Origin of the sequence: Pseudomonas sp. CCC4.1 (genome assembly GCF_035019225.1) — a bacterium.
Classification (GTDB): Bacteria; Pseudomonadota; Gammaproteobacteria; order Pseudomonadales; family Pseudomonadaceae; genus Aquipseudomonas; species Aquipseudomonas bubulae.
Map to the genome: position 1 here is coordinate 1 of NZ_JASJWL010000033.1, position 22,869 is coordinate 22,869.

General features: G+C 56.1%; 25 protein-coding genes and 1 tRNA gene. 21 read left to right on the top strand and 5 right to left on the bottom strand.

Features of this window, described 5'->3' with window-relative positions:
- Window positions 1-100: 100 nt before the first annotated feature.
- Genes QN377_RS14185 through QN377_RS14195 form a run of 3 tightly spaced genes read right to left on the bottom strand, consistent with a single transcriptional unit; the run spans window position 101 to window position 3,644 of the window.
- Complete coding sequence (locus QN377_RS14185; protein WP_095001786.1) at window positions 101-682, bottom strand: cob(I)yrinic acid a,c-diamide adenosyltransferase; 582 nt, start codon at window positions 680-682, stop codon at window positions 101-103.
- 2 nt (window positions 683-684) lie between these two features.
- Window positions 685-2,721: an ATP-binding protein gene (locus QN377_RS14190; RefSeq protein WP_095001785.1), complete on the bottom strand. Its 2,037-nt coding sequence runs from the start codon at window positions 2,719-2,721 to the stop codon at window positions 685-687.
- Window positions 2,722-2,768: 47 nt separating this feature from the next.
- Complete coding sequence (locus QN377_RS14195) at window positions 2,769-3,644, bottom strand: putative 2-dehydropantoate 2-reductase (protein WP_373557912.1); 876 nt, start codon at window positions 3,642-3,644, stop codon at window positions 2,769-2,771.
- A gap of 205 nt (window positions 3,645-3,849) precedes the next feature.
- Here QN377_RS14195 and QN377_RS14200 point away from each other — a divergent pair, with 205 nt between their 5' ends.
- Together QN377_RS14200 and QN377_RS14205 are read left to right on the top strand one after the other, a co-directional pair.
- Window positions 3,850-4,335, top strand: a complete 486-nt coding sequence (locus QN377_RS14200) for a YajQ family cyclic di-GMP-binding protein (protein WP_007906601.1) — start codon at window positions 3,850-3,852, stop codon at window positions 4,333-4,335.
- Window positions 4,336-4,471: 136 nt separating this feature from the next.
- Window positions 4,472-5,314, top strand: coding sequence for a mechanosensitive ion channel family protein (locus tag QN377_RS14205; protein WP_095019265.1), 843 nt, complete (start codon window positions 4,472-4,474; stop codon window positions 5,312-5,314).
- A gap of 268 nt (window positions 5,315-5,582) precedes the next feature.
- Here QN377_RS14205 and QN377_RS14210 read toward each other — a convergent pair whose 3' ends face one another.
- Window positions 5,583-6,875, bottom strand: a complete 1,293-nt coding sequence (locus tag QN377_RS14210) for an OprD family porin (RefSeq protein ID WP_095019266.1) — start codon at window positions 6,873-6,875, stop codon at window positions 5,583-5,585.
- 781 nt (window positions 6,876-7,656) lie between these two features.
- Between QN377_RS14210 and QN377_RS14215 the strand changes: the two genes are divergently transcribed.
- Entirely contained in the window at window positions 7,657-8,082 is a 426-nt protein-coding gene (locus QN377_RS14215; protein ID WP_095001781.1) for an HIT family protein, read from the top strand.
- Between the two features lie 2 nt (window positions 8,083-8,084).
- Window positions 8,085-8,291: a SlyX family protein gene (locus tag QN377_RS14220; protein WP_095001780.1), complete on the top strand. Its 207-nt coding sequence runs from the start codon at window positions 8,085-8,087 to the stop codon at window positions 8,289-8,291.
- 68 nt (window positions 8,292-8,359) lie between these two features.
- Here the strand turns inward: QN377_RS14220 and QN377_RS14225 are convergent, their stop codons facing one another.
- The gene (locus QN377_RS14225) at window positions 8,360-8,962 is read right to left on the bottom strand and encodes a cold-shock protein (protein ID WP_095001779.1); all 603 of its coding nucleotides are present in this window, start codon (window positions 8,960-8,962) and stop codon (window positions 8,360-8,362) included.
- Between the two features lie 473 nt (window positions 8,963-9,435).
- On the opposite strand from QN377_RS14225, the gene QN377_RS14230 reads away from it, so the two are divergent.
- The 17 genes from QN377_RS14230 to QN377_RS14310 all read left to right on the top strand — a co-directional run bounded on the left by QN377_RS14230 (window position 9,436) and on the right by QN377_RS14310 (window position 22,566).
- Entirely contained in the window at window positions 9,436-9,780 is a 345-nt protein-coding gene (locus QN377_RS14230; protein WP_322212575.1) for a ribbon-helix-helix domain-containing protein, read from the top strand.
- A gap of 198 nt (window positions 9,781-9,978) precedes the next feature.
- Window positions 9,979-10,200 (top strand): FmdB family zinc ribbon protein, encoded by a 222-nt coding sequence (locus QN377_RS14235; RefSeq protein WP_029611571.1) that lies wholly within the window; start codon window positions 9,979-9,981, stop codon window positions 10,198-10,200.
- Window positions 10,201-10,309: 109 nt separating this feature from the next.
- Window positions 10,310-12,085: an aspartate--tRNA ligase gene (aspS, locus tag QN377_RS14240; protein ID WP_016782225.1), complete on the top strand. Its 1,776-nt coding sequence runs from the start codon at window positions 10,310-10,312 to the stop codon at window positions 12,083-12,085.
- A 109-nt stretch (window positions 12,086-12,194) separates the two neighbouring features.
- Window positions 12,195-12,941: a YebC/PmpR family DNA-binding transcriptional regulator gene (locus QN377_RS14245; protein ID WP_016782226.1), complete on the top strand. Its 747-nt coding sequence runs from the start codon at window positions 12,195-12,197 to the stop codon at window positions 12,939-12,941.
- A 128-nt stretch (window positions 12,942-13,069) separates the two neighbouring features.
- Window positions 13,070-13,594 (top strand): crossover junction endodeoxyribonuclease RuvC, encoded by a 525-nt coding sequence (ruvC, locus tag QN377_RS14250; protein WP_029611572.1) that lies wholly within the window; start codon window positions 13,070-13,072, stop codon window positions 13,592-13,594.
- Between the two features lie 110 nt (window positions 13,595-13,704).
- Window positions 13,705-14,313 (top strand): Holliday junction branch migration protein RuvA, encoded by a 609-nt coding sequence (gene ruvA, locus QN377_RS14255; protein WP_095001777.1) that lies wholly within the window; start codon window positions 13,705-13,707, stop codon window positions 14,311-14,313.
- Window positions 14,314-15,372 carry a Holliday junction branch migration DNA helicase RuvB gene (gene ruvB, locus QN377_RS14260; RefSeq protein ID WP_095001776.1) on the top strand — a complete coding sequence of 353 codons (1,059 nt, stop codon included), beginning with the start codon at window positions 14,314-14,316 and terminating at the stop codon, window positions 15,370-15,372. It abuts the gene before it with no gap.
- Between the two features lie 137 nt (window positions 15,373-15,509).
- Window positions 15,510-15,977 (top strand): tol-pal system-associated acyl-CoA thioesterase, encoded by a 468-nt coding sequence (ybgC, locus tag QN377_RS14265; RefSeq protein ID WP_016782230.1) that lies wholly within the window; start codon window positions 15,510-15,512, stop codon window positions 15,975-15,977.
- The gene (gene tolQ, locus QN377_RS14270; RefSeq protein WP_048363571.1) at window positions 15,967-16,662 is read left to right on the top strand and encodes a protein TolQ; all 696 of its coding nucleotides are present in this window, start codon (window positions 15,967-15,969) and stop codon (window positions 16,660-16,662) included. Before ybgC ends, tolQ begins: the two co-directional genes overlap by 11 nt.
- Window positions 16,663-16,685: 23 nt before the next feature.
- Window positions 16,686-17,138 (top strand): protein TolR, encoded by a 453-nt coding sequence (gene tolR / locus QN377_RS14275; RefSeq protein WP_322214098.1) that lies wholly within the window; start codon window positions 16,686-16,688, stop codon window positions 17,136-17,138.
- Window positions 17,138-18,232, top strand: a complete 1,095-nt coding sequence (gene tolA / locus QN377_RS14280; RefSeq protein WP_095001775.1) for a cell envelope integrity protein TolA — start codon at window positions 17,138-17,140, stop codon at window positions 18,230-18,232. The genes tolR and tolA overlap by 1 nt, the downstream gene beginning before the upstream one ends.
- 47 nt (window positions 18,233-18,279) lie before the next feature.
- Window positions 18,280-19,530 (top strand): Tol-Pal system beta propeller repeat protein TolB, encoded by a 1,251-nt coding sequence (tolB, locus tag QN377_RS14285; protein ID WP_016782234.1) that lies wholly within the window; start codon window positions 18,280-18,282, stop codon window positions 19,528-19,530.
- Window positions 19,531-19,585: 55 nt separating this feature from the next.
- Window positions 19,586-20,086 (top strand): peptidoglycan-associated lipoprotein Pal, encoded by a 501-nt coding sequence (pal, locus tag QN377_RS14290; protein ID WP_003441254.1) that lies wholly within the window; start codon window positions 19,586-19,588, stop codon window positions 20,084-20,086.
- A 6-nt stretch (window positions 20,087-20,092) separates the two neighbouring features.
- Window positions 20,093-20,911, top strand: a complete 819-nt coding sequence (gene ybgF / locus QN377_RS14295; protein ID WP_095001774.1) for a tol-pal system protein YbgF — start codon at window positions 20,093-20,095, stop codon at window positions 20,909-20,911.
- Between the two features lie 163 nt (window positions 20,912-21,074).
- Complete coding sequence (gene queE / locus QN377_RS14300) at window positions 21,075-21,722, top strand: 7-carboxy-7-deazaguanine synthase QueE (RefSeq protein WP_095001773.1); 648 nt, start codon at window positions 21,075-21,077, stop codon at window positions 21,720-21,722.
- Window position 21,723: 1 nt separating this feature from the next.
- Complete coding sequence (gene queC / locus QN377_RS14305; protein ID WP_095001772.1) at window positions 21,724-22,416, top strand: 7-cyano-7-deazaguanine synthase QueC; 693 nt, start codon at window positions 21,724-21,726, stop codon at window positions 22,414-22,416.
- A gap of 74 nt (window positions 22,417-22,490) precedes the next feature.
- Window positions 22,491-22,566 (top strand) — tRNA-Lys (locus QN377_RS14310).
- Window positions 22,567-22,869 lie beyond the last annotated feature (303 nt).

A 22,869-nucleotide genomic window follows, 5' to 3' on the forward strand; every position in this document is an offset into this window, starting at 1 on the left:
AGATGTGTATAAGAGACAGACCTTCGCGAGCAGGCTCGCTCCCACAGATTCAGTTTTTCCTGTAGTCGCTGACGAGTAGAGCGACTACAAATGAACGACATCAAGCCTTTGGTTTGGCTGCCGCCTGCCACAGGATCTCTGCAACCCCCTGGCGCTTGGCAATCAGGCGCGCGGCGACAAACAGCAAGTCAGACAAGCGATTGATATACGCCAGCCCCACACCTGCCAGTGGCTCCAATGCATTGAGCTGCTGGCAGCGGCGTTCGGCACTACGTGCCAGGCTGCGGCAAACATGGGCCTGGGCTATCAGGCTCGAGCCGCCGGGCAGAATGAAGTTCTCCAGTGGCCCCAGCTCCTCATTCCAGCGATCGATCGCAGTTTCAAGCCGTTCGATCTCGGCAGCGTTAAGTGCCTGATATTCCGGCATCGCCAACTCACCCCCCAGGTCAAACAAACGGTGCTGACACGGCTCAAGCACCTCGATCAGCTCGTTGAGCCCCGGCTGGCTGGCACTGTGCTCGATGAGCCCGGCCAGGAGCAGGCCGACCTGGCTGTTAAGCGTATCGACTTCGCCGATGGCTTCTATGCGCGGGTGATCCTTGGGCACACGGCGACCGTCGCCAAGCCCTGTTTCGCCCTTGTCGCCGGTGCGGGTATAAATTTTCGATAAGCGAAAGCCCATGGTTACATTTCCACGTTGGTTGGTTCGGGGGAGGCCGGCTGGTTGCCGGCCAAGGGCAGGCGCAGGGTAAAACAGGTGCCTTGGCCCTGGGTTGAGTGCACTTCCATTTGGCCCTTGTGGTTGTTGGTAATGATGAAGTACGACACGGACAGGCCAAGCCCTGTGCCCTGGCCAACTTCCTTGGTGGTGAAGAAGGGCTCGAAAATTCGTTTGCGCACCGCCTCGGGCATACCGGCACCGTTGTCTTCGACCTGTATTTCCGCCCAGGGCGGGTTGAGCCTGGTGCGCAGGGTTATGCGTCCCGGCTCGCTCTGATCGGCACGTTGATGAATGGCCTGGGCGGCGTTCTTCAGCAAATTGAGCAGCACCTGCTCCAGTTCGTTGGGGATGCCGGGCACCGGTCCCAGTTGCGGGTCGAACTGGCGAGTGATGGCTTGTCCCATAAAGTCAAAACCAATGGCCAGGTCGAAATCATTGCTGGCGATGTCCAGAGCCTGGTCAATCAGGGCCGACAGATCACAGGGGCTCATCTGCCGGTTGCTGCGGCGGCTGAAGCTGAGCATATGGGTGACAATTTTCGCCGCGCGTGCACCGGCCTGTTGAATGCCATCCAGTAGTTGCGGGATTTCCCGGGCCTGCAGGTAGTGGTTGACCACCTCCAGGTCGATGCCGGTCTGCTCGGCTTGTTCGATGTTCTTGGGCAACTCGCTCGACAGGCGCCTGCGAATGTTCTGTACGTTATGCAGGATCGCTCCCAGCGGATTGTTGATTTCGTGAGCCATGCCGGCAGCCAGCCCGCCTACGGAAAGCATTTTTTCCGATTGCACCATCATGTCTTCCAGCGACAGGCGCTGGGTGATGTCATCGATGCGGATCACCACGCCGCGTCCACCACCGCCCATCAGGGGGTAAAAGGTCAGGGCATAGTGGCGGGCTTCCTCGCCCTGATTCCAGGTGACGCGTTCAATTTTTGCGACCTGGTGGTGCTCAATGGTGTCTTTGAGTTGCGGCAGGAAGGGCTTGAGAGGTTCAAATGCCAGCTCGATGGGCTTGTTCAGGGCTTCATCCAGCTGCGTGCCGGAGAGGGCGCTGGCTTCCTGGTTCCATTGGGTGACATAGAGCTGTTCGTCCAGTGCAATCAGCGCCGAAGGCATGGAGTCGATGATGCAGTTGAGGTAGTTCTGAAAACCGGTAAGTTTTTTCTCGATTTTGCTGCGTACCTGGACTTCCAGTTCCAGCTTGCGATTGGTGTTGCGGGTTTCTTCGGCCAGCGACTGCGCTTGATCGTACGCCTGGCGGGCCTCGTCCCGTGCGCGCTTGAGCGCTTGATCGCGTACTTCAATGCGCGACAGCATGGTGTTGAATGCCTCGGCCAGGCTACCGATTTCGTCGTTGTTGCCGGGCGCCGCGCGCAATGCGTAGTTCTCCTCGCGAGTGACCTGGCGGGACAGTTCTTCAAGGCGGTGAATAGGCTGGGTAATCAGGCGCTTGATCTGCCGCGCCACCACGAACCAGAGCAAAGCGCTGATGATCAGAATGCCCAGGCTGGCCGTTAGCGTGCCGGTATAGAACGCCATTGGCAGTTCGCTGCTGGCGATCAGCAACAAATGCCCGGGGGGCTGGTCGCCGTTATGCAGGCGGGTGATTTGATGGCTGCGCAGTTCGGTGAGGCTCCAGGCCTCAAGTTGACGATAGTGCTCCGGAAGTGGCAGGTGTTCGCCGTGTTGCAGTTGTCCCAGCAGGTTGCCCGCGCTGTCATAAATGGCGGCAGCACGCAGGGGGGCGTAGCTGCCGATCTCGTTGAGCAGGGCTTTGGCGCTTTGCGGCGAGTCCAGTGCGTGGGTGATCAGGTCGGGGTTTGCGGTCAGCTTGCCCAGGGTTTGCAGGGCTTGCGGAGCCGTGCTCTCGTGGGAGATCCAGTACGCGACGCTGATAAACGTCAAGTTGGCCACCAGCAATACGGTGGCCAGCAAGGCGAGCAGGGCGGTCAGCAGCTTCTGGCCTACCGGGAGGTTTTCAAGGCGCTGGCGCAAGGGCATGAGATGGCCATTTGATAAAAGAACAGAAGGGCAGGGTAGCGCGGCCCTCAGTTGCAGGGCAATCCGCGCTGGCGCAGGTGTTCGCTCAAGCGTTGGTGCAGACCTTGCAGACAGGGGACGGCGAACTGTCGGTTGCGGGCGGCAGTGCAAGCGTAGCCCAGCAAGTAACTGATTTCGGTGCGCCGGCCCTGGCTGACATCTTGGTGCATCGATGAATAATTGTTGGCTGTCGCCTGGATGACCCGGTGCACCTCGGTGGCCAGGTCGATGGCGGCTTCTGCCTGGCCGCAGTGTTCCAGCAAGGCGCTGAGTTCGGCGCACAGGGTGTTCACTTCGGCATCATGGGCTTGCAAGCCGCCGTTGCGGCAATCATGGAGCACCGTCAGTGGGTTAATCGCACAGTTTAGTGCCAGTTTGCGCCACAACCTGCTCAGAATATTCGGGCTCCATTCATGGGCAATGCCGCTGAGTTGAAGCTCTTCCAGCCATTGAGGGGCAGGGCCATGACGTGGGTCGCCCAGCCAGGTATGGCCACGCCCGGCAAACACTACGCGCCAGTCGCCATCGCGATAGGCGCCTTCAGTGCTGGAGGCGAAGATGCAACGCGCGTGGGGTACCTGCGCAGCGACGGCCTGCTGGCTGCCGAGGCCATTTTGCAACAGGATCAGTTCGGCACCCGGGCTCAGGCGCCCGGCGATTTGCTTGACCGCCTGCTCGGCGTCGTATGCCTTGCAGGTGACCAGCAAGCGCTGGATAGGCTCGTCGGTTTCAGGGGTTTGTGCGCTGATGGGCCAGTGTTGTGAATCTTCGCCTTCAATCAGGGTCAACTTTTGCACGGCTTTATAGGCTTGCAGGCGGTCGTCGTTGCGCAGAATGAGGGTGACGGGCAGGCCGGCGCGTGCCAGTCGTGTTGCCCACAGCATCCCCATGCTGCCTGCACCGAGAATGTGCCAGGTGGTGCTAGCCCGTGCCGGTGCGTTTGGGGGATTTTGTGGGATGGCCGAATCTGGCATGTGAGCTCGCAAGTGAATGAAGTCGAAGAACCGCTATAATGCCCGCGCATTTTAACTGTCAGGTCAGGCGTGCTCCATCTGTGTTGAGCGCGCCGTTTATTATTGGAGAAATTACATGCCGTCGTTCGACGTGGTATCCGAACTGGACAAGCACGAAGTCACCAACGCCGTCGAGAACGCCGTCAAGGAGCTGGACCGTCGTTATGACCTCAAGGGTAAAGGTACTTTCGAGTTCAAGGAAAAGGATTTGACGGTCAACTTGACCGCTGAAGCCGACTTCCAGCTCGAAGCCATGATCGAGATCCTCAAGCTGGCACTGGTCAAGCGCAAGATCGACGTTCAGTGCCTTGAGGTCAAGGACGCTTACGCTTCGGGCAAGTTGATGAAGCAGGAAGCGGTGCTCAAGGAAGGCATTGATAAAGAGCTGGCGAAAAAGATCGTCGCTCACGTCAAGGACGCCAAGCTCAAGGTTCAGGCCGCCATTCAGGGCGAGCAAGTGCGTATCACGGGTAAAAAACGTGATGACCTGCAAGAAGCCATCGCTGCGTTGCGTGCCAAGACGTTCGACATGCCGCTGCAGTTCAACAACTTCCGCGACTGATCACCACCCGGGGAACCTCTGGCGATCATTGACGTCCGATTTTCCTGGGCGCTGCAGAAACGATTGAGCTGCCAGGGTGGCTCGATCGTTTTGCTGAATAAATGACGCTGGCAGGTAATGGCGTGAGGAGATAAAAATGGATTTGAACACTGAAGTTGATCAATTGATCAAGGCCTCCCAGGCCTGGGTTCCGATGATCATGGAGTACGGCAGTCGCGTGCTGCTGGCACTGGTTACCCTGGCTGTCGGCTGGTGGCTGATTAACCGCCTGACGACCAAGATCGGTCAGTTGCTGGCGTTGAGAAAGGCGGATCTTGCGCTGCAGGGCTTTATCAGCAGCCTGGCCAATATCATTCTCAAGATATTGCTGATTGTCAGTGTTGCATCGATGATCGGTATTCAGACCACCTCGTTTGTGGCAGCCATCGGTGCGGCAGGTCTGGCCATTGGCCTGGCATTGCAGGGCAGCCTGGCCAACTTTGCAGGTGGGGTACTGATTCTGTTGTTCCGCCCGTTCAAGATCGGTGACTGGATCGAAGCTCAAGGTGTAAGCGGGACTGTCGACAGCATTCAGATTTTCCACACGGTGCTGCGTACCGGTGACAACAAAACCGTCATCGTGCCAAACGGTAACCTGTCCAACGGCATCATCACCAACTACAACCGTCAGCCGACGCGCAAGGTGGTGTTTGATGTGGGTGTGGACTACGAGGCGGACCTGCAGAAGGTGCGTGAAGTGTTGTTGGCGCTGGCCGATGACCCGCGCGTGCTGAAGCAGCCTGCTCCGGTCGTTGTGGTGACTGCCTTGGGCGACAGTGCTATCACCATGTCGCTGCGGGTTTGGGTCAACACCCCGGATTACTGGGATGTACTCTTTATGCTCAACGAGCATTCGCGTGACCGCTTAAAGGCTGAAGGTATTGATATTCCTTTTCCGCAGCGTGTAGTACGTGTGGTTCAGGAAGTGGCGGCGCAATAAGGCCGGGAACTGCACCTGATTATTGAGTCAGGTCTGGATAAACAATTAAAGGGGCTAAGGCCCCTTTAATTGTTTTTGTCGCTTGTGGTCGCCGCTGCGAATGCATGATCGGACATATATGTATAACTGATAATTAGTTGCATTCGGCTCTGTTAGTTAGCTTGCTATATAACTTGGTTTTATGTCGGCCAATAAAAAGCCACGCCCTGAGACAGGTGCGTGGCTTTCACTAAACAGTGTGTTTGCAACTAGAGCCCTTAGGCCTCGGTTACAAGATGTTCAGTGGGTACTCGGCAATGATACGTACGTCGTTGTTGTCTGTGCCGTTCACGCTGTTGTTGCCGTTGGTGCGGTAAACCGCGCTACGCAGACGCAAGGACAGGTCTTTGGCCGGGCCTTCCTGCAATACGTATTTGGTCTCGAAGTCGAACTCGTGCTCTTTGCCTTCGCCCGTGCTGGTGGAGATGTTGTCACCTTTCACGTAGCGAGCCATGAAGCTCAGGCCTGGCACGCCGTAGCTGGCCATGTTCAGGTCGTAGCGACCCTGCCAGGAGCGTTCGTCACGCTGGTTGAAGTCGGAATATTGCACGGAGTTGGCGAGGAAAATAGTACCGCCGCCGTCTACGCCGTAGTAGTAAGCGCTGTCACCGGTGGAGCGCTGATGAGCGATGGTGAACTTGTGGGCGCCCAGGCTATAGGCGGCTGCCAGGCTCCAGATTTTGTTGTCAACGTCGCCGGCGCGTTCCTGACCCTGGCTCGAGGTTCTGTAGCCGTTGAAGTCGAAGTTCAGGGCTTGAGACTCTGCGATTGGCAGGGTGTAGTTCAGGTTGATGTACTGCTTCTTGAAGTAGTCATCAACATCGGATGCGGCAATGCCGCCGACGAAGTTGTCAGTGAACTGGTAGGTTGCGCCGGCAATATTGGCGGCGGTCAGGCCTGGCTCGCCTTTGCCGTTGATGCTGTCACGGGCCATGCCAGTCTGGGAGCTCAGTGCGGTGAAGCGACCTGCGGTCAGCTCCAGGCCTTTGATTTCCTTGCTGGTGATCAGGGTGCCGGTAGCAACCTCAGGCAGCAGGCGGCTGTCGTCAGTGGAGAAAACCGGGCTGGCGACGAACTGGTTGCCGTATTTCAGCTCGGTGTCGGACAGGCGGAATTTGACCGCGCCGCCGATTTTCCCTTGGGTATCTTCAGGGGAGCCATCGCTTTTGCTGGCGAACAGGCCGTTGCCCTGGCGACCGGCACCGCCATCCAGGCGTGCAGTACCCATGGCGAAAGCATCAACACCGACACCAATGGTGCCTTGGGTGAAGCCGGACTGGTAGTTAAGCAGCTCGCTCAGGCCCCAATCTTCACGGTAGCCGCTTTTGAACGAACCATCGGCCTGCTGCTTGTTGCCAGCACCGTTACGGAAGTCGCGGTTCATGTACAGCATGCGGGTTTTGGAAGTCAGCGTGCTGTCTTCAACGAAACCTTTTGCGTCGTCCTGGGACGAAGCCATTGCGAACTGAGTAGTGCCGGCTGAAACAGCCAGGGCGATCATGCTCCACTTCATCACGCGCATCGTGATTTGCTCCTTTGGTTTTTAGGAAGAGTACTGCCGTCCCACCTGAATTATTATCTGGGCGGCTCTTTCTTTTTGTGTCGGCGCAAACTTATATCACGCCGGCAATATTGGCGATACTTGCTCTCATAACCTTTCAGCTTCTTTACAGCCATGTCGCAAATGGCACCCCACATGTCGCAAGCGCGCCGCTTAGAGCCTTGTTTGAGCATCTATTCAGTACTGTTTCCAGTGTTGGGCATATGATTGATTTCATGTTGCCTACAATGAAAACTCAAAATTCCTACTGTTTAGCTATTGTTATTTATCGTCGGGTTGCTGTGCTCCTGCTCAGGCCTGGCGACTGTGTCAATGATCTATGCAACAAGCGTGCTCAAATTCCTGCCTGGATGAAAAATAAATAATATTCTGCGTTTTTGAGCTATGAGGCCTGATCGTGCTTGGGTCAAACGGCGATAAAGCTGTCTTCAGGGTGTTATTTTTTGTTGCAAGGAGTGGTGCCTGTCCCGGATTTACGCCTTAAGCGTTACCGGTTAACACCCGCTGGGGTGGCAGGTGACGTTTTGGCGCGCTTGAAACATGCGCTTTGTGCAGTTTTGGTGCATAAGTGTTCGAGCACTGTTGCTTGGGCGTGCAGCGTCGCATTTGCGGTGCGTGCAGGGCTGGAGGCGTGATGCCAGTCGCAATCAAGGGTATCCTTGATTCCTGTCGTCTGGCCTGCGGTGAATGTCACCGGGTGCCGGGTTGTGCTGAAATGAACGGTCAAACAGGAGAGCTCCCAGTGTTCGCTTTGGATACACGTCTTCAAGAGGATACCTGGCTGATAGGGGACTTCCCCTTGTGCCGCTTGCTGCTTTCCAATGATTCGAATTACCCCTGGTTTATCCTGGTGCCGCGACGCGAGGGTATAACTGAACTGTTTCAATTGGATGACGCCGACCAGCAGCGGATGTGGGCTGAGACCACGGCTTTGGCGCGGGTGCTGAAAGAGTCGTACGGTGCGGATAAAATCAATGTTGCCACCCTGGGTAATGTCGTCAGTCAGTTGCACATGCATGTGATTGTTCGTTACCGGGCTGATGTGGCATGGCCAGGGCCTGTCTGGGGCAAGCATCCTGCAAAACCCTATGCGCCGGCAGAGGTGCGTGCTGTCCGGGACAGGCTGGCATCGGCTCTTGATGCAAGTTTTACTATTTCGGAGGGTTGATCGTGACGCTTGAAGCGCGAGTGATGGACCTTGAAAGCCGCGTGGCTTTTCAGGATGACACCATTCAGGCATTGAATGATGTGCTGGTGGCCCAGCAGAACGCCGTGGATCGTCTGCAGATGCAGATGGCCGCCTTGCTCAAGCGCCAGGAGGAAATGGGCGGGCAGTTCGAGTCGTTTGAAGAAGAGGCTCCGCCACCGCACTATTGATTGTTTTGTGCAGGCATAAAAAAACCGCGATTCAGCCTGGCTGATCGCGGTTTTTTTTCAGGCTTGAATCAGCGGCGCGGCAATGCTGCGATCACGTCTTCGGCCTGCAGGCCCTTGTCGCGGTTCATGACCGAGAACTCGACACGTTGCCCTTCCACCAAAACACGGTGGCCCTCGCCACGAATGGCGCGGAAGTGTACAAAAATATCATCACCGGAATCTCGGGAGATAAAGCCGAAACCCTTTGAGGTGTTGAACCATTTGACAGTCCCTGTATCGCGGTTGGTCATGTCATAGCTTTGCGAGGACGACGAAGGTGACGATTTATAGAAGCTGACAGCAAGATGAAGCAGTACGGCAATAACAGCAGGTGTCAGGCCCAGGAGAACAGCGGGCTGATCACCAATCGGCAGCAGCAGGCCGAACAGGGTCAGGGTCTGCAGGACAACGGACAGTACCAGCAGCGCACTGACCAGATTCTGCAGTTGATGGCGCGGGCCTTTATTCCAGAATGGAATGACTGGGGCCAGTGTCAGGTTCAGCAGGCCAAAAAACGCCAGGTAAAGGGCATCAGGATGTTGTAGGTAAGGTAAAGCTTCAGATTGCAGGCTGGGAATAAAGGACAGCAGCAAAGCCGCTGCACCCGTTATCAGGTGGACGATTTTCAACATTTCAATGACTCACATTAAGATAGATCGCAAGGAAGAGCTGATTGCGCACGGTTCGCTTCAGAAAAAATGGAGGCGCTGGACACGTGAGTTCATCAGCCTATGCGCCCTCGCCGGAGGCGAAAATTGGGCAACACGCTGCCTATTTAACAGCAAAGCTTGGGTCTACTCAAATTAAGCGTATGGGTCTATCTGTGAGTGAGACTGTTCGATGAGGCCTAGGCAAAATCAGCTTATTACGAAAGCCTTGTCTTAGACGCATGTAGGCCTCTGGTCTGGGGGTTGGGGGGTGGTGTGATCTGATGGGGGTGCTGCCTGCTCCGTCCATGACCATATTCGCCGCACGTAGCGAGAGCGCTCCTACAGATTTGCGGGTTTGATCCGCTGGATAAGAATTTTTACATGTCGTTTTATGAGGCAAGTTCTTTGAAAAAAGAGTAATCAAATCCAATGATGCGCAATGGAGTGCTTTTGCGATGGGGCGATTGATGCGGCAAGAAAATGCCGGGTGCAGATCAATGCAGAGGGTCAGGATTGACCCTGCCATTCTGGACTTTGGCATCACGCTGGCCCGGCCATTATCACGTTCAGTACGGTTGAATGGCTTTGCCACCTGTTTGCGGCTTGAGGAAGTGTATTGGGAGGTGTTGTCCGATATATCACGTATCAACAAGTGTTCAATAAATACGCTGCTGTCCTATATCGACCTGGAGGTTCACTTGCGCCATGGCGGGGTGAAGAACTTCAGTGGGTTCATTCGGGTCGTTTGCGTCATGCATTTGTTGAAAATGGGTCGCGGCTTTCAGGAGGTAAAACAGTAGCAGGTGTTTGCGGGTTGAAGGCCGCAGCCGGCTGGAGGTGCATGCTCGACGGCTTGTAATCGCCCACTATTTATGATGCATTTAGGCGCTTCTGGCTGTTCATGCGGCTGCAATGGCTCGATTTACCAGATATAATCTCGCTCTTTGCTGTGCGGCCCTGCTTAAGGGTTGCCGCTAACGGATTGTCGAGACACGCCAATGCCCATGTACGATTACCAGTGCGCTTCCTGTGGTCATCAGCTGGAAGCCATTCAAAAGATCAGCGCTGCACCGCTGGTTGATTGTCCAGCCTGTCAGGCCCCCGAGCTGAAGAAAATGCTGTCCATGCCGGGTTTCCGCCTTAGCGGTACAGGCTGGTATGAAACAGACTTCAAGACAGGCTCGAAAAAGAATCTGGCAGGCGGCGATAAATCCGACTGAGGTCTAGCGAAAGCAGTCAGAACACAAGCGGGCTCTTGCAAGGTTACCAGCACCGACGGTGCGCAAGACCTCCACCGAATTTCGAATTACGAGAAGTGAAACCACTACCATGATGCGCAGCCATTATTGCGGCCAACTGAACGAAAGCCTGGACGGCCAGGAAATTACCCTTTGCGGATGGGTTCACCGTCGCCGTGACCACGGTGGGGTGATTTTCCTCGATATCCGTGATCGTGATGGTCTGGCCCAGGTGGTTTTCGACCCGGATCGCGCTGAGACCTTCGCCGCTGCCGACCGTGTGCGCAGCGAGTATGTTGTCAAGATCACCGGCAAGGTACGTCTGCGTCCTGCCGGTGCAGGCAATACCAACATGGCGTCGGGCATGATCGAAGTGCTGGGCTATGAGCTGGAAGTGCTGAACGAAGCAGAAACCCCGCCATTCCCGCTTAACGAATTCTCGGATGTCGGCGAAGAAACCCGTTTGCGCTACCGCTTTATCGACTTGCGTCGCCCGGAAATGCTCGAGAAGCTGCGCCTGCGTTCGCGCATGACTACCAGCATTCGTCGTTACCTGGACGAAAACGGCTTCCTGGACGTTGAAACACCGATCCTGACCCGTGCCACCCCGGAAGGCGCCCGTGACTATCTGGTGCCTAGCCGTACTCACGCCGGTTCGTTCTTTGCTTTGCCGCAATCGCCGCAACTGTTCAAGCAGTTGCTGATGGTGGCCGGTTTTGACCGTTACTACCAGATCGCCAAGTGCTTCCGCGACGAAGACCTGCGTGCCGACCGTCAGCCTGAGTTCACTCAGATCGACATCGAAACCAGCTTCCTCGATGAAAAAGACATCATGGGCCTTACCGAAGGCATGATCCGCAACCTGTTCAAGGAAGTGCTGGATCTGGAATTCGGCGAATTCCCGCACATGACCTTCGAAGAAGCCATGCGCCGCTACGGCTCCGACAAGCCTGACCTGCGTAACCCGCTGGAACTAGTTGACGTTGCCGATCAGCTCAAAGACGTGGATTTCAAGGTGTTCAGCGGCCCGGCCAACGACCCTAAATGCCGTATTGCGGCCCTGCGGGTTCCGGGTGCTGCAAGCATGCCGCGCAAGCAGATCGACGACTACACCAAGTTTGTCGGCATCTACGGTGCCAAAGGCCTGGCGTACATCAAGGTCAACGAGCGCGCCAAAGGCGTGGAAGGTCTGCAGTCGCCGATCGTTAAAAACATCCCTGAGGCCAACCTGAACGTGATTCTGGATCGCGTCGGTGCCGTCGATGGCGATATCGTGTTCTTCGGTGCCGACAAGGCCAAGATCGTCAGCGAGGCCCTGGGCGCGCTGCGTATCAAGGTGGGTAACGACCTGAACCTGCTGACCTGCGAGTGGGCCCCTATGTGGGTGGTCGACTTCCCGATGTTCGAAGAGAACGACGACGGCAGCTTCAGCGCCTTGCACCACCCGTTCACTGCACCGAAGTGCTCGCCTGAAGAGCTGGAAGCCAACCCGGCAACCGCGATCTCCCGTGCCTACGATATGGTCTTGAACGGTACCGAGCTGGGCGGCGGTTCGATCCGTATCCACCGCAAGGAAATGCAGCAAGCGGTATTCCGCCTGCTGGGTATCGAAGAAGCCGAGCAGGAAGAGAAATTCGGCTTCCTGCTGGACGCCCTGAAGTACGGCGCGCCGCCCCATGGTGGCCTGGCCTTCGGTCTGGATCGTCTGGTCATGCTGATGACCGGTGCACAATCGATTCGTGAAGTGATTGCCTTCCCGAAAACCCAGAGTGCTGCCTGTGTCATGACACAAGCACCTGGCGTGGTTGACGCCAAAGCGTTGCGCGAGCTGCATATTCGTTTGCGCGAACAAGCCAAGGCAGAGTAAGTCTGACCTTCAAAGGCGCATCTTCGGGTGCGCCTTTGCATTTGGGGTCGAGAATTTTTATTGTCAGGCCTTGGCCTGGCAAGGTTTTTAAAGGGATTCGGAGTGCGTTATGGCAGGTCATTCTAAGTGGGCGAACATCAAGCACCGCAAAGAGCGTCAGGATGCCAAAAAAGGCAAGATTTTCACCAAGTGGATCCGTGAACTGACCGTTGCTGCCCGTCAAGGTGGCGGCGATCCGAGTTCCAATCCGCGCCTGCGTCTGGCGCTGGACAAGGCCCTTGGGGCGAACATGAGTCGCGATATCATTGATCGCGCCGTGGCCCGTGGTGCCGGTGCGGCTGATACCGATGACATGGTCGAATTGAGCTACGAAGGCTATGGCCCGGGTGGCGTAGCCGTAATGGTCGAGTGCATGACCGACAACCGTAACCGTACTGCCGCGGCTGTACGCCATGCGTTCAGCAAGTGTGGCGGCAACCTGGGTACTGACGGTTCTGTTGCCTATCTGTTCGAGCGCAAGGGCCAGATCTCCTATGCAGCCGGCGTTGATGAGGATGCCTTGATGGAAGCCGCGATGGAGGCCGATGCCGACGACGTGGTGACCAACGAAGATGGCTCCATCGATGTGTTCACGTCGTTCTCCAGCTTCTATGCCGTGCGTAACGCCCTGGAAGCGGCAGGGTTCAAGCCGACGGATGCTGAAATCGTCATGTTGCCGACCACCAGTGCCGAGCTTGATCTGGAGGGCGCAGAAAAGGTTCTCAAGTTGATCGACATGCTTGAAGACCTGGATGACGTCCAAAACGTCTACTCCAATGCTGAAATCCCTGACGCCGTCCTGGAACAGCTTGCCTGAGCGATTGCGTCAATCAAGAGGCCGGAGGTGCTCCGTCGCGACAATCGCGGCGCTGGGCACCTCCGGCTTCTGCCTTTAAGCTGTCCGGGTATGTGCCGGTGGGCATCACTTCATAAGCTGTAGGCGTTATGACTCTTATTCTTGGTATCGATCCGGGTTCGCGAATCACCGGTTATGGCGTCGTGCGAGACACTGGGCGTGGCTGTGTGTACGTGGCTTCGGGATGTATTCGTACGGGGAGCGGCGAACTGCATGAGCGGTTGCAGATCGTCTATCGTGGGGTGCGTGAGGTTATTCAGACGTACGGTCCTGTCACCATGGGCATCGAAAAGGTGTTTATGGCCCGCAATGCCGATTCGGCTCTCAAGCTGGGGCAGGCCAGGGGCGCGGCCATTGTTGCGGGAGCCGAAGAAAACCTGGAGATCGCCGAGTATTCGGCAACCCAGGTCAAGCAGGCGGTGGCGGGTACAGGTGGCGCCAATAAAGAACAGGTGATGATGATGGTCATGCACCTGCTCAAGCTGACCAGCAAGCCGCAAATCGATGCGTCGGATGCCCTTGCGATTGCCTTGTGCCATGCCCACACTCGCTCCAGCTTGCTGCCCCACGGGCTGGGTGCGGCCCGTAGCCGTGGCGGGCGTTTGCGGCTGTGAAACGCAATTTTTAACTGGATTGGGCTTCCTGGCAGGGCTTCATCTGTAATGATGCGGCTCTGTCTTTGTATTTGTCAGCCATTGATCTGGCCAGTGAAAGGATCTGAAACGTGATTGGACGCTTGCGCGGCACTCTGGCTGAAAAACAGCCGCCGCACCTGATTCTCGATGTAAACGGCTTGGGTTATGAGCTGGAAGTACCGATGACCACGCTTTATCGATTACCGTCTGTCGGCGAGCCACTGACCCTGCATACCCATCTTGTGGTTCGCGAAGACGCCCAGTTGCTCTATGGTTTCATAGGCAAGCGCGAGCGTGACTTTTTTCGTGAGCTGATCCGGCTCAACGGCGTCGGCCCCAAGCTGGCGCTGGCGTTGATGTCCAGCCTGGAAGTCGACGAGCTTGTGCGCTGTGTGCAGGCTCAGGACACATCGGCCTTGACCAAGGTTCCGGGGGTGGGCAAAAAGACCGCGGAACGACTGCTGGTAGAGTTGAAGGATCGTTTCAAGGCGTGGGAGCAAGTACCCAGCATGTTCGCCCTGGTCCCTAATCAGCCGGATGCTCCGGTGCCGGTCGCCAGCGCTGAAAGTGATGCGGTGAGTGCCTTGATCTCCCTGGGCTATAAGCCTCAGGAAGCGAGCAAGGCGGTTTCTGCGATCAAGGATAAAACGTTGAGCAGTGAAGACATGATTCGCCGAGCCCTCAAGGGGATGATTTAAGTGATTGAAGCTGATCGACTGATTACAGCCTCAAGCGGGCGGGACCGGGAAGAAGTTCAGGATCGGGCGATTCGGCCTCTGAGCCTGGCCGACTATATTGGCCAGCCCACCGTTCGCGAGCAGATGGAGCTGTTTATCCAGGCTGCGCGCGGGCGTGCCGAATCGCTGGATCACACATTGATCTTTGGGCCGCCCGGGCTGGGCAAGACGACGCTGGCCAACATCATCGCCCAGGAAATGGGCGTATCGATCAAGAGCACTTCCGGGCCTGTTCTGGAGCGCCCGGGTGATCTGGCTGCGCTGCTGACCAACCTTGAGCCCCATGATGTGCTCTTTATCGATGAAATCCATCGCCTTTCACCCATTGTCGAGGAAGTGCTTTACCCGGCCATGGAGGACTTCCAGCTCGATATCATGATTGGCGAAGGGCCGGCTGCGCGTTCCATCAAACTCGATCTGCCGCCTTTTACCCTGGTGGGGGCGACCACGCGCGCCGGGATGCTGACCAATCCGTTGCGTGATCGTTTCGGGATTGTTCAGCGACTGGAGTTCTATAGTACTGACGACCTGGCGACGATTGTCAGTCGCTCGGCGGGTATCTTCGGTTTGCCGCTCGACCCTGAAGGTGCGTATGAAATTGCCCGGCGGGCTCGCGGGACACCGCGTATCGCCAACCGTTTGCTGCGTCGTGTGCGGGATTTTGCCGAGGTGCGTGCCAAGGGGCATATCACCAAGCCGGTCGCTGACCTGGCGTTGAACCTGCTGGACGTAGATGAGCATGGTTTTGATCATCAGGACCGGCGATTGCTGCTGACCATGATCGAGAAGTTCGATGGCGGGCCTGTGGGAGTCGATAGCCTTGCCGCAGCAATCAGCGAAGAGCGTCATACGATTGAAGACGTGCTGGAGCCGTATCTGATTCAGCAGGGGTACATCATGCGTACGCCGCGTGGTCGCGTTGTGACCCGGCATGCGTATTTGCACTTTGGTTTAAACATTCCGTCACGATTAGGCGATATGCCTGTGGTAGACGAATTTCTGAATGCTTTGGATGATTAATAAGCCGTTAGCGGTCGATTTTTTTAAGGTTTTTGCTGTCTCAAGGACTGGCGCTGAAAATCTTCGGTCATAAAGGCCAAGAAGCGTAAAAAACAGTGGTTTGGCGGATTGGCAACCTGAGGAGTAAGCACTAGAGTATGCGCGCGCAAAACAGGCTTGAGCCGTTCGCACATCGCTGTCGCGTTTATTACGAGGACACCGATGCGGGTGGCGTCGTGTATTACGTAAATTATCTAAAGTTTATGGAGCGGGCTCGAACCGAAAGGCTGCGGGAATTGGGGTTTGCCCAGTCCGCGCTGGCAGGCGAGAACCTGTTATTTGTCGTGCATTCCAGCGAGGCGCGCTACCACGCACCGGCGCGACTGGACGACGAACTGTTGGTAAGTGCGCAAGTGATGGAACTCAACCGTGCCAGCCTGCGTTTCAAGCAGCAGGTCTGGCGGGCTGCAGATGCAACGCTGCTCTGTGAAGGGCAGTTTTTGGTGGCCTGTGTGCGCGCCGATAGTTTTAAACCCCGAGCCATTCCCGAAGCTCTACGTACGGCCTTTGCCGACGTGAGCGGCGCGGGTAAACATTTAGAGCAGGAGATAAAGCGTGGAAGCTAACGTCGTCGACCATTCCTCCATGTGGAGCTTGGTCAGCAATGCCAGCATTGTTGTGCAGTTGGTAATGTTGACCCTGCTGGCCGCATCGGTTACCTCGTGGGTCATGATTTTTCAGCGCAGCACCATGTTGCGCGCCGGTCGACGTGCCCTTGAAAGCTTTGAAGAGCGTTTTTGGTCGGGTATCGACCTGTCGAAACTGTATCGTCAGGCAGGTAGCAATCCGGATCCGGACTCGGGCGTGGAACAAATCTTTCGTGCCGGTTTCAAAGAGTTCTCGCGTCTGCGTCAGCAGCCGGGCGTTGATCCTGAAGCGGTTATGGAAGGTGTGGCGCGTGCCATGCGCGTGGCCATCTCCCGTGAAGAAGAAAAGCTTGAACAAAGCTTGCCGTTCCTGGCCACCGTTGGTTCCGTAAGCCCGTATATCGGCCTGTTTGGTACCGTATGGGGCATCATGAACTCCTTCCGTGGCCTGGCCACTGCCCAGCAGGCGACACTGGCGACTGTAGCGCCAGGCATTGCCGAAGCACTGATCGCAACGGCCATCGGCTTGTTCGCGGCCATCCCGGCAGTTATTGCTTACAACCGTTTTGCTGCCCGTAGCGAAACGCTGATCGGCCGCTACTACACCTTCGCCGATGAATTCCAGGCGATCCTGCACCGCAAAGTGCACACCAGCGAAGAATAAGCAGGTAATTTCCAATGGCTTTAATCGCTCGAGCGCGTAAAAAGCGCAAGCCGGTCGCCGAGATGAACGTAGTGCCTTACATCGACGTGATGCTGGTGCTGCTGGTCATTTTCATGGTGACCGCACCGATGCTCAACCAGGGTGTGAAGGTTGATTTGCCCAAGGTCTCCAGCGAGGCTTTGCCGCAAGACAACAATACCCAGGTTGTGACCATTTCGATCAAGGCTGACAAGACCTATTTCTGGAACCTTGGCAGCGAAGTCGACACCGACAAGCAGATGGACAAGGCAATGACCTTGCCCCAGATGACTGACGCCGTGACCAAGATCATCCGCGCAGGCAATGAAGGCGGCAAGCACACCCAGGTGTTTATTCGCGGTGACAAGACCGTGGATTACGGGGCGGTAATGGGGGCTATGGGTGGTCTGCAGAAGGCCGGGGTCGGTAACGTTGGCTTGATAACCGAGGCTCCCTGATGCGCGAACAGCGGGAGCCGTCCGCCTCTGAAAACTATTTTTGGCCTGCAGTCTGGGCGGTAGGGTTGCACGTCCTGATTTTTGGCCTGCTGTTTGTCAGCTTTGCCATGACTCCGGAACTGCCGCCTTCCAAACCGATTGTTCAGGCGACCTTGTACCAGCTCAAGTCCAAAAGTCAGGCGACCACCCAGACCAATCAAAAGATTGCGGGTGAGGCGAAGAAATCCGCCGCGCGCCAGACCGAAGTCGAGCAGATGGAACAAAAGAAGGTTGAGCAGGAAGCTGTAAAAGCTGCGGAACAAAAGAAAGAAGAGGCTGCCGAAAAAGCTGCAGAAGCCAAGAAGGCTGACGAAGCCAAAGCGAGCGAGGCCAAAAAGGCAGACGAGGCGAAGAAGGCTGATGAAGCCAAGAAAGCCGATGATGCCAAAAAGGCCACTGAAGCCAAAAAAGCCGAAGAGAAAAAACTGGCTGACATAGCCAAGAAAAAATCCGAGGAAGAGGCCAAGAAGGCTGCGGAAGAAGAGGCCAAGAAAAAGGCCGCGGAAGACGCCAAGAAAAAAGCGGCTGAAGATGCGAAGAAAAAAGCAGCTGAAGACGCCAAGAAAAAGGCCGTAGCAGACGAGGCGAAAAAGAAATCCGCCGAAGATGCGAAGAAAAAGGCCGCTGCCGATGCCGCCAAGAAAAAGGCCGTGGAAGCAGCTCGTAAATCGACCGAAGAGAAAAAGGCGCAAGCCTTGGCTGATTTGCTTTCCGATACGCCGCAACGCCAGCAGGCGCTGGCAGATGAGCAAGGTGATGAGGTCGCCGGCAGTTTCGATGACTTGATTCGTGCTCGTGCAGCAGAAGGGTGGGCCCGTCCGCCATCGGCGCGCAAAAACATGACAGTGGTGCTGCAGATCGGCATGTTGCCAGATGGTACGGTAACCTCTGTGACGGTTGCCAAATCCAGCGGTGACGGACCGTTCGACAGCTCCGCAGTGGCAGCGGTCAAGAATATTGGCCGTTTAACGGAAATGCAGGGTATGAAACCCAGCGATTTTAATCCTTATCGATCGTTCAAGATGACATTCACACCTGAGGATCTAGCCTTGTGATTAAACTTTTTCGAGGACTGCTGGTCGTCGTCTGCTGCCTGGCAGGGATGGCTGTAGCAGATGAAAAGAACATCCTGGTCACCAGTGGCAGCGATCGGGCAACGCCAATTGCCGTAGTCCCTTTTGGTTGGCAGGGCGGTACAGTGCTGCCGGACGACATGGCTGAAATTATCGGCAATGACCTGCGCAACTCGGGTTACTACGCGCCGATTCCAAAGCAGAACATGATCGGCTTGCCTACCCAGGCCAGCGAAGTCATTTTCCGCGACTGGAAAGCCCTGGGTGCCCAGTACGTAATGGTTGGCAATATCGTGCCGGCAGGCGGTCGCCTGCAGGTGCAATACGCCTTGTTCAACGTTGCAACCGAGCAGCCAGTACTGACTGGCAGTGTGTCGGGCACGGCTGAACAGCTGCGGGACATGGCGCATTACATCTCCGATCAGTCGTTTGAAAAACTGACCGGTATCAAAGGTGCATTCTCCACCCGTCTTCTTTACGTGACGGCCGAGCGTGCCAGTGCCACCAACACCCGTTACACCCTGCAACGTTCGGACTACGACGGTGCCCGTGCCGTGACCCTGCTGCAATCCCGTGAGCCGATCCTGTCGCCGCGTTTTGCGCCCGATGGCAAACGCATCGCTTATGTGTCGTTCGAGCAGAAACGTCCTCGCATCTTCGTGCAGAACATTGATACCGGCCGCCGTGAGCAAATCACCAATTTCGAAGGTCTGAACGGTGCGCCAGCATGGTCGCCGGACGGCTCGAAACTGGCGTTCGTATTGTCCAAGGACGGTAATGCCGAGATCTATGTGATGGATCTGGCCTCCCGTGGGTTGACTCGTGTCACCAACAACCCTGCAATTGATACAGAACCTTTCTGGGGTAAAGATGGTTCTACCATCTATTTCACCTCCGACCGTGGCGGCAAACCACAGATCTACAAGACCAACGTTGGCAGCGGTAACGCAGAGCGCGTGACCTTTATCGGCAACTACAACGCCAGTCCTAAGCTTTCGGCTGACGAAAAGACCCTGGTAATGATCCATCGTCAGGACGGCTTCACCAATTTCCGTGTTGCGGCGCAAGATTTGCAGCGTGGAAGCGTGAAAATCCTCACAGATACCAACCTTGATGAGTCTGCTACTGTTGCGCCCAACGGCACCATGGTAATCTACGCCACCCGCCAGCAGGGCCGGGGAGTCTTGATGCTCGTGTCCATTAATGGACGCGTAAGGCTCCCTCTTCCTACCGCTCAAGGCGAAGTCAGAGAACCTTCCTGGTCCCCTTACCTGAACTGACGTGGTGATAGCTTTACGTTGCACATAACACTTGGGGTTCATTAGGAGTTTTACGATGGAAATGCTGAAGTTTGGTAAATTTGCTGCGCTGGCACTGGCCATGGCTGTAGCTGTAGGTTGCTCGTCCAAAGGCGGCGACAATGCCGGTGAAGGCGCTGCTGTTGATCCAAACGCTGGTTACGGCGCAAACACTGGCGCTGTTGATGGTTCCCTGAGCGAAGAAGCTGCTCTGCGCGCTATCACTGTTTTCTACTTCGAATACGATTCTTCGGACCTGAAACCAGAAGCAATGCGCGCTCTGGACGTTCACGCCAAAGACCTGAAAGCTAACGGCGCTCGCGTTGTTCTGGAAGGTAACACTGACGCCCGTGGTACTCGTGAGTACAACATGGCACTGGGCGAGCGTCGTGCGAAAGCCGTTCAACGCTACCTGGTACTGCAAGGCGTTTCTCCAGCACAGCTGGAGCTGGTGTCCTACGGTAAAGAGCGTCCAATCGCTACTGGCAACGACGAACAGTCGTGGGCTCAAAACCGTCGCGTCGAACTGCGTAAGTAATTCGTCATGCGAACGTGCCGCCGTGCTGTAACTATTCTGACTCTCAGCCTCCTGCCGCTATCGGCATGGGCTGCGGTTCCTGTGGTCGATGACAACTCTGGCTATAACAATAGCGGGGGGAGTTATCCGTCACCGGGTTATGGTGCGAGCGGCGCCTATGCCGGGGGAGGGGTTTCGACCCCTGTCTCGGCACAGGGCGAGCTGTTCAACCAGCTGCAACAAATGCAGGAACAGATTGCACGCCAACAGGGTGTGATTGAAGTTCTGCAGAACGACATTTCGCGCATGAAACAAGAAAGCCTGGAGCGATACCAGGAACTTGATCGGCGTATTGGTGCTGGCATTGCTCCTGCTGCCGCCCCTGATAATTCTTCTGCTGGTGGCGCTAATGCCGCCGGTAATACAGCAGCGCCTGCTTCCCAGGCCGCTGCCAGTGCCGAGCCTGGCGATCCGGCGAAAGAGAAGCTCTATTACGATGCTGCTTTCGACCTGATCAAAGCCAAGGACTTCGACAAGGCCAGCCAGGCATTTACTGCCTTTTTGCGCAAATACCCCAACAGTCAGTACGCGGGTAACGCCCAGTACTGGTTGGGAGAAGTAAACCTGGCCAAAGGTGATTTGCAAGCGGCAGGCCAGGCCTTTGCCAAGGTCAGCCAGTTGTACCCCAAGCATGCCAAAGTGCCGGACTCGCTCTACAAGCTTGCTGATGTAGAGCGCCGCCTGGGCCATACCGACAAGGTAAAAGGCATTCTGCAGCAGGTTGTAGCCCAGTATCCAGGCACTTCCGCTGCACAGTTGGCGCAACGCGACTTGCAGCGTATGTAAGCAATAACCGGCTTTAATCGAGAAACCCGCGCCTGTCGCGGGTTTTTTCGTTAGAATCCACGCCCTTTTATGAAATACGCTCTTCTGGATCCTGCGCGAGCAGATTTTTTGGAGTGCCTGACGGAGGCGGACAGCCTGTTTAGCTGTTACGCCCGTGGCGAATATGCAAGACACATTGAGAATTACCGAAGTTTTTTACTCGTTGCAGGGTGAAACGCGGACGGCTGGCCTGCCCACCGTTTTTGTGCGCCTGACTGGCTGCCCTTTGCGCTGCGGTTACTGTGACAGCGCTTATGCCTTCAGTGGCGGGACTGTGCGCCCTCTGGACGACATCCTTGAGCAGGTTGCCGGCTTTCGCCCGCGTTATGTGTGCGTGACAGGCGGCGAGCCGCTGGCCCAGCCCAATGCCATTCCTCTACTTAAGCAGCTCTGCGATGCGGGCTATGAAGTCTCGATCGAGACCAGTGGTGCGCTGGATATCTCGGCGGTAGATCCGCGCGTCAGTCGCGTGCTGGATTTGAAAACGCCGGGCTCCAAGGAGTCCCACCGCAACCTCTACGAAAACATCGCCCTGTTGACGCCCAACGACCAGGTCAAGTTTGTGATCTGCTCGCGGGAAGACTATGACTGGGCAGTGTCCAAGTTGATTGAATACGGGCTGGAGCGACGTGCAGGCGAAGTACTGTTTTCGCCGAGCCACCATGACCTGTCAGCCCGTGACCTGGCCGACTGGATCGTGGCGGATAACCTGCCAGTACGTTTGCAAATGCAGCTGCACAAATATCTGTGGAATGACGAGCCGGGGCGCTGAAATGACTGAACAAACTGTTGTCACTGAAAAACGGGCCGTGATCCTGCTGTCTGGCGGCCTTGACTCGGCAACCGTCGTGGCCATGGCTCGTGCCGAGGGCTACAGCTGCTACACCATGAGCTTTGACTACGGTCAGCGCCATCGTGCTGAACTGGACGCTGCTGCACGTGTTGCACGGGATCTGGGGGCTGTTGAGCATAAAGTTATCGGCCTGAACCTGGACGGCATGGGTGGCTCGGCATTGACCGACAGCTCCATAGACGTGCCCGAGGCCCCGAGTGAAGGCATTCCGGTTACTTATGTTCCGGCACGCAATACCGTGTTCCTGTCCTTGGCGCTGGGTTGGGCAGAAGTGCTGCAGGCGCGAGATATTTTTATCGGTGTCAATGCGGTGGACTACTCGGGTTACCCGGACTGCCGTCCAGAGTTTATCGAGGCCTTTGAGGTCATGGCCAACCTGGCGACCAAGGCCGGAGTCGAGGGGCAGGGCTTCAGTATCAAGGCGCCTCTGCAAAACCTGAGCAAGGCACAAATCGTACAGGCTGGTATAAAGCTGGGCGTGGACTATTCGCTGACAGTTTCCTGCTACCAGGCTGACAATCAAGGGCGTGCCTGTGGCAAATGCGACAGTTGCCGTTTGCGTGCAGAAGGCTTTGCAGCTGCCGGAATTAGCGACCCAACCCGTTATTTTTGAATTATTTCCGATTTATTTCTGAGCGGGTATTGAATTCTCGTTAGAAATCAGTATTATACGCCCCACAACGAAGCGGGTCGTTAGCTCAGTTGGTAGAGCAGTTGGCTTTTAACCAATTGGTCGTAGGTTCGAATCCCACACGACCCACCATATCGCTACACCAAAACAGCCGGTCTAGTCCTCAGGATTAACCGGCTTTTTTGTGTCCGGGATTTGGTGGGGCGAGGGCTGGAAGGTGGTTTGAGCTTTCACCAACGTACAGACATGCAGCCGTCTGAATCGAACACTAATTTCGACTTCAGGTGATGTCAATATGGAGCGGTCGAGTTCTTGGCTGTTTTTAGCGATTTAAGCAATGTCTGTCGGAAGGTGGATTTTGCTGTTGCAGGAACATTCTTTTTGCTCTGAAAAGCGTTTCAGATGATTGCTACCTTGAGCTTACATAAAGGACGC

Bases quoted from the DNA above. Each gene is read 5' to 3' on its own strand.
- QN377_RS14185 (WP_095001786.1), bottom strand. From the start codon at position 682: ATGGGCTTTCGCTTATCGAAAATTTATACCCGCACCGGCGACAAGGGC.
- QN377_RS14190 (WP_095001785.1), bottom strand. From the start codon at position 2,721: ATGCCCTTGCGCCAGCGCCTTGAAAACCTCCCGGTAGGCCAGAAGCTG.
- QN377_RS14195 (WP_373557912.1), bottom strand. From the start codon at position 3,644: ATGCTGTGGGCAACACGACTGGCACGCGCCGGCCTGCCCGTCACCCTC.
- QN377_RS14200 (WP_007906601.1), top strand. From the start codon at position 3,850: ATGCCGTCGTTCGACGTGGTATCCGAACTGGACAAGCACGAAGTCACC.
- QN377_RS14205 (WP_095019265.1), top strand. From the start codon at position 4,472: ATGGATTTGAACACTGAAGTTGATCAATTGATCAAGGCCTCCCAGGCC.
- QN377_RS14210 (WP_095019266.1), bottom strand. From the start codon at position 6,875: ATGCGCGTGATGAAGTGGAGCATGATCGCCCTGGCTGTTTCAGCCGGC.
- QN377_RS14225 (WP_095001779.1), bottom strand. From the start codon at position 8,962: ATGTTGAAAATCGTCCACCTGATAACGGGTGCAGCGGCTTTGCTGCTG.
- QN377_RS14230 (WP_322212575.1), top strand. From the start codon at position 9,436: ATGGGGCGATTGATGCGGCAAGAAAATGCCGGGTGCAGATCAATGCAG.
- QN377_RS14235 (WP_029611571.1), top strand. From the start codon at position 9,979: ATGCCCATGTACGATTACCAGTGCGCTTCCTGTGGTCATCAGCTGGAA.
- aspS (WP_016782225.1), top strand. From the start codon at position 10,310: ATGATGCGCAGCCATTATTGCGGCCAACTGAACGAAAGCCTGGACGGC.
- QN377_RS14245 (WP_016782226.1), top strand. From the start codon at position 12,195: ATGGCAGGTCATTCTAAGTGGGCGAACATCAAGCACCGCAAAGAGCGT.
- ruvC (WP_029611572.1), top strand. From the start codon at position 13,070: ATGACTCTTATTCTTGGTATCGATCCGGGTTCGCGAATCACCGGTTAT.
- ybgC (WP_016782230.1), top strand. From the start codon at position 15,510: ATGCGCGCGCAAAACAGGCTTGAGCCGTTCGCACATCGCTGTCGCGTT.
- tolA (WP_095001775.1), top strand. From the start codon at position 17,138: ATGCGCGAACAGCGGGAGCCGTCCGCCTCTGAAAACTATTTTTGGCCT.
- tolB (WP_016782234.1), top strand. From the start codon at position 18,280: ATGGCTGTAGCAGATGAAAAGAACATCCTGGTCACCAGTGGCAGCGAT.
- pal (WP_003441254.1), top strand. From the start codon at position 19,586: ATGGAAATGCTGAAGTTTGGTAAATTTGCTGCGCTGGCACTGGCCATG.
- ybgF (WP_095001774.1), top strand. From the start codon at position 20,093: ATGCGAACGTGCCGCCGTGCTGTAACTATTCTGACTCTCAGCCTCCTG.
- queE (WP_095001773.1), top strand. From the start codon at position 21,075: ATGCAAGACACATTGAGAATTACCGAAGTTTTTTACTCGTTGCAGGGT.
- queC (WP_095001772.1), top strand. From the start codon at position 21,724: ATGACTGAACAAACTGTTGTCACTGAAAAACGGGCCGTGATCCTGCTG.